Genomic DNA, 4557 nt, shown 5'->3' with positions numbered 1-4557 from the left:
GTGTTAGCATCAGGCATGGCCTCACATGCAGGGGTTTCACGCCTGCTGTATGTCATGGGGCGTGATGCAGTATTGCCAGAGCGGGTTTTTGGCTTTATCCACTCAAAATGGCAAACACCGGCCATCAACGTACTGATTGTCGGAGCAGTGGCCCTGTCTGCAGTCTCTTTTGACTTAGTCACCGCCACCGCACTGGTTAATTTTGGCGCACTGGTCGCGTTTACGTTTGTTAACCTGTCGGTTATCGCACAATTTTATATCCGTGAAAAACGCAATAAAACAGTGAAAGATACCGTTAACTTTCTGATTATTCCACTCGCCGGTGCCGGTACGGTTGGTGTTTTGTGGATGAATCTAGAAGAGAGCTCGCTGGTTCTGGGGTTAACATGGGCCATTATTGGTATGGTGTATATGGCATTTTTAACCCGCCGTTTTCGCCAGCCACTGCCACAATATGAAGGCAGTATTTAACCGTTAACCCGCTCTATACGTGTATAAAAGCCAGTCACTGACTGGCTTTTTTATGCCTTAGTAATGCCTAGTCTGTTGCTATACATCCCTCTTCCAGCCCTGTGCCCCAGAAATCACTCCGCACCGCTATATCAACAGATCACCTAACATCCCACATACTGATTACAGCAATAACCTGATAGCCCTCAAACCACCACCCCCTCATTCTGTATAGGTATCACCCCGCTTACTGCTATCACCTGATACCCAATAAAAACAGAGCAACAAACAGACAGAGTATCGGGTTCTACACCACCCGCGCCCTGCCAATAATACACGGATTACCCAAGCCATCAGCCACCATCACGGCTGTTATGGCAACCTCTGTCCCCTATTTTTGAAGACGCACAGCTTCGTGAAATGAATACTTTTTGGGGATGAGAGCAACGGGAATTGACACATTTCATTGCACTGAGGTCAGCCGATATGAATTTGGTGATGGAACGAAATTTACAACACTTTATGCAACTTTCGGCCTTGCCGGAAACGGCGGTAGCCTGCGAAATGCAGTGGCAACAAGAGGCTTATCTACTGCATCTTGCAGTAAAAAATAATCGGCTCACCCTAACATCTGGCCGCAATGACATTACCCAGACGAATGCCGTACTTGTTTTACAGCGCCGCTGGCGAATCGAGCGTTTTCTGGGAGTTCCGCAGCGAATTTTTCGCTTATCCCGCTCTCTTACTACTACCCCCTACAGCACGCCAATATCAAGACAGGGTTGTCTGATCATTAGCTGTACCGCACCACAAAATAGTGATGCTGAATTCTGGTTTCAGCTATATATACAGCAGCGCGTACTGCTGCAAAGCCTAGGCAGCGGAGGCGTGTAAAGTGTCGCAATCTCATTTATCAAATACATTAATGTTACCGTTGCGCTGGCTCTCTCAGCGTCAAGATATTCTGCTGGCTATCGTCATTATGATTGCTATTTTCATGATGATACTGCCACTGCCCACCGTGCTGGTCGATCTGCTAATTGCCATCAATCTTGCACTCTCGGTTATCTTACTGATGATCGCTATTTATCTGCACGATCCGCTAGAGTTCTCCGCATTCCCCTCAGTGCTCTTGATCACCACTTTATACCGGCTGGCTTTAACCATTAGCACCAGTCGGCTGGTACTGTTACAGCACGATGCCGGCAGCGTAGTCAAAGCCTTCGGTGAATTTGTGGTAGGCGGCAACCTTACCGTTGGGCTGATTATTTTCAGCATCATCACCATTGTGCAGTTTATTGTTATCACTAAAGGGGCTGAACGTGTGGCAGAAGTTAGTGCCCGCTTCTCTTTAGATGGTATGCCCGGCAAGCAAATGAGTATTGATGGCGACATGCGGGCTGGTGCAATAGATGCTGCGCAAGCAAAAATCCAGCGCGACCGCGTACAAAAAGAGTGCCGTCTCTACGGCGCGATGGACGGCGCGATGAAGTTTGTAAAAGGCGATGCCATTGCCGGTATTGTGATCATCTTAGTGAATATTATTGGTGGGATCATCATCGGTGTCATGCAAAACCAGATGTCAGCCACCGAAGCACTCAATACCTATGCAGTACTCTCAGTGGGAGACGGGTTGTGTGCACAAATCCCCTCACTGCTGATCTCTATCACCGCCGGATTAATTGTTACCCGTGTACCAAATGCCAAACAGAACAATTTAGCCAATGAACTGGCCCAGCAGCTAGGCCGTCAGCCACAGGCGTTATTACTGGCCGCCGTATTACTGCTTATTTTTGCGCTGTTACCCGGTTTTCCACTGCTAGACTTCGTCATATTGGCGGCAGTACTCGCTACCCCCGTATGGTTTTTCTACCGTAAACACCACAATCTCAATGCCCTTAGCAGTAGTGATGACTTACTGGGGAGTGAGAGTGCTTCCGCTGACAACGTTCTCGATGACAGTATACAGCCCGGTGCAACGCCGCTGATGCTCTGCTGCGCAATAAATAGGCAAGACGACAGTATCGTACAGCGTATTGATGCACTGCGCGCACAACTGTTCGAGCGTAGTGGAATTCCCCTGCCCAGCGTGAAGGTTCGTTGGGATCACGGGCTGGCCGACAACACGCTGCAGGTATTGATCTATCAGGAAGTAGTCTGTGAGTTTTTACTTCCCGAAAATGCGCTGTTGCTACTCAAAAATGTGCCATCGCACCGGTTAGAAACCCAGCAACAACTGTTGCCAAAAGGTGGGAAAACACTGCAGTGGATTGCACCTCACCAGCAACATCAGGCTGCGGCGCTCGGAGTTGAGGCACTGAGCGGTACAGAACAGTTGGTTGAAATATTGCGCCGGGTGTTGGTTCGTTACAGTGCAGAGTTTATCGGAGTACAAGAAACACACTACCTGATGGATGCCATGGAAGAGCACTATGCCGAGCTGGTTAAAGAGCTGCAACGGCAGATACAGGTCAGCAAAGTGGCTGATATTTTACAGCGCTTAGTCAATGAAGAGGTCTCTATCCGTGATTTACGCACTATTTTTGGCGCACTGATTGAGTGGGCGGGAAAAGAGAAAGATCCGGTGATGCTAACCGAATATGTGCGCATCGCACTACGCCGCCACCTGTGCCGACGGGTTAGTCAGCACTCACAACAGATCTCAGCTATCCGTATTGGTGAAGGCATTGAAAATGTGGTACGCGAGTCTATCCGCCAAACAGCAACGGGCCTTTACTCTGCGCTGACCCAGCAGCAGTCAGTCTTGATTGTACAGCGTATTGAAGAAATTCTTACTCAACATACCGATATGTCTTATCAGGATGTGGTGTTGCTGACAGTCATTGATGTTCGGCGTTTTATCCGCAAAATGACCGAGTCACATCTGTTTTCGATACCCGTACTCTCTTATCAAGAGTTGGGTGATGAAGTACAGATTGCCATTATTGGCAGTGCCGATTTGATAGGAGATGAACTCAATGCCTTTACCGAATATTGAGCTCATGTCGGCGGTGATTGTTGATGCCATTGCGCGAGGATTAACGCCAGACACACCGCCACCGGATGGCGTGGTGCGCAGCGGCGTATTGCTGGAGATCGGCCCAACTCTACTGCGAGCCTATCTGCCTGGAGTAAAAATGGGCGAACTGTGCCGGATAGAGCAACATGGTATGCTGGCTGAGGTAGTGAAAGTGTTAACCGATCAGGTTTTACTCTCTCCGTATGCCTCATCACAGGGGTTGTGCTGCCCGCAGTGGGTTACGCCGCTTGGCGATATTCACCGCATCGCCATCGGGCCAGCTCTGTGTGGCCGGATCGTAGACGGGCTGGGTAATCCGATTGATGATCCTGCAGCAAATAATCCTGCGGTAATAAACAGTGCCGCCACAAACCACACGAACGCCACCCCGATACAGTGGCGCGCGCTCGATGCCTCTCCACCTAACCCATTGTTACGCCAACCGATAAATCACGCCATGCTGCTCGGGATCCGCGCCATTGACGGTATGTTGACCTGTGCGCGAGGCCAGCGAATGGGGATCTTTGCCGCAGCAGGTACCGGAAAAAGCACGCTGCTCGGCCAGTTGTGCAATAACCCCAGCGCAGATGTGATAGTGCTAGCTCTGATCGGCGAGCGTGGCCGTGAGGTACGTGAATTTTTGGAACAACAGCTGCCCGCAAACGTACGCAGCCGCACTATTGTGGTGGTAGCGACGTCAGATAAACCCGCCTTAGAGCGGGTAAAAGGAGTCTTTACTGCCACCACCATTGCCGAATATTTTCGTGATCGCGGACAACATGTGCTGCTACTGGTCGACTCCCTTACCCGTTACGCCCGTGCCGCACGCGAAGTCGGGCTTGCAGCGGGTGAATCGCCCGCATCGGGCAGTTATCCCCCCAGTGTTTTTGCCGCGCTTCCGCGTTTACTCGAACGCGCCGGAAACGGTATCACCGGCAGTATTACCGCATTTTATACCGTTCTGGTTGAGGGGGATGATTTAAATGAACCGCTGGCTGATGAAGTCATTTCACTGCTTGATGGCCACATTGTATTGTCGCGCCAATTAGCGGCAACCGGACACTACCCAGCCATTGATATTCAGGCCA

At 50.4% G+C, this 4557-nt stretch carries 3 protein-coding genes and 1 pseudogene; all 4 read left to right on the top strand.

Annotation, left to right across the window (positions count from 1 at the left end; translation table 11 throughout):
• Positions 1–471: pseudogene (locus tag ACRC27_RS03535) on the top strand (Putrescine importer PuuP); the annotation flags it as partial.
• Between the two features lie 477 nt (positions 472–948).
• Entirely contained in the window at positions 949–1344 is a 396-nt protein-coding gene (locus ACRC27_RS03530) for a type III secretion system protein (RefSeq protein WP_438629350.1), read from the top strand.
• Positions 1345–1375: 31 nt separating this feature from the next.
• Positions 1376–3448 (top strand): EscV/YscV/HrcV family type III secretion system export apparatus protein, encoded by a 2073-nt coding sequence (locus ACRC27_RS03525; RefSeq protein WP_438639199.1) that lies wholly within the window; start codon positions 1376–1378, stop codon positions 3446–3448.
• The coding region (locus ACRC27_RS03520) for a FliI/YscN family ATPase (RefSeq protein WP_438639198.1) at positions 3429–4557 on the top strand (1129 nt) is incomplete at its 3' end. The genes ACRC27_RS03525 and ACRC27_RS03520, both read left to right, overlap by 20 nt.

This window comes from Plesiomonas sp., assembly GCF_051650925.1.
Taxonomy (GTDB): Bacteria; Pseudomonadota; Gammaproteobacteria; order Enterobacterales; family CAMTGL01; genus Plesiomonas.
Note: the sequence above shows the minus strand (reverse complement) of the source record. Positions and strands in the feature narration are given on the sequence as shown.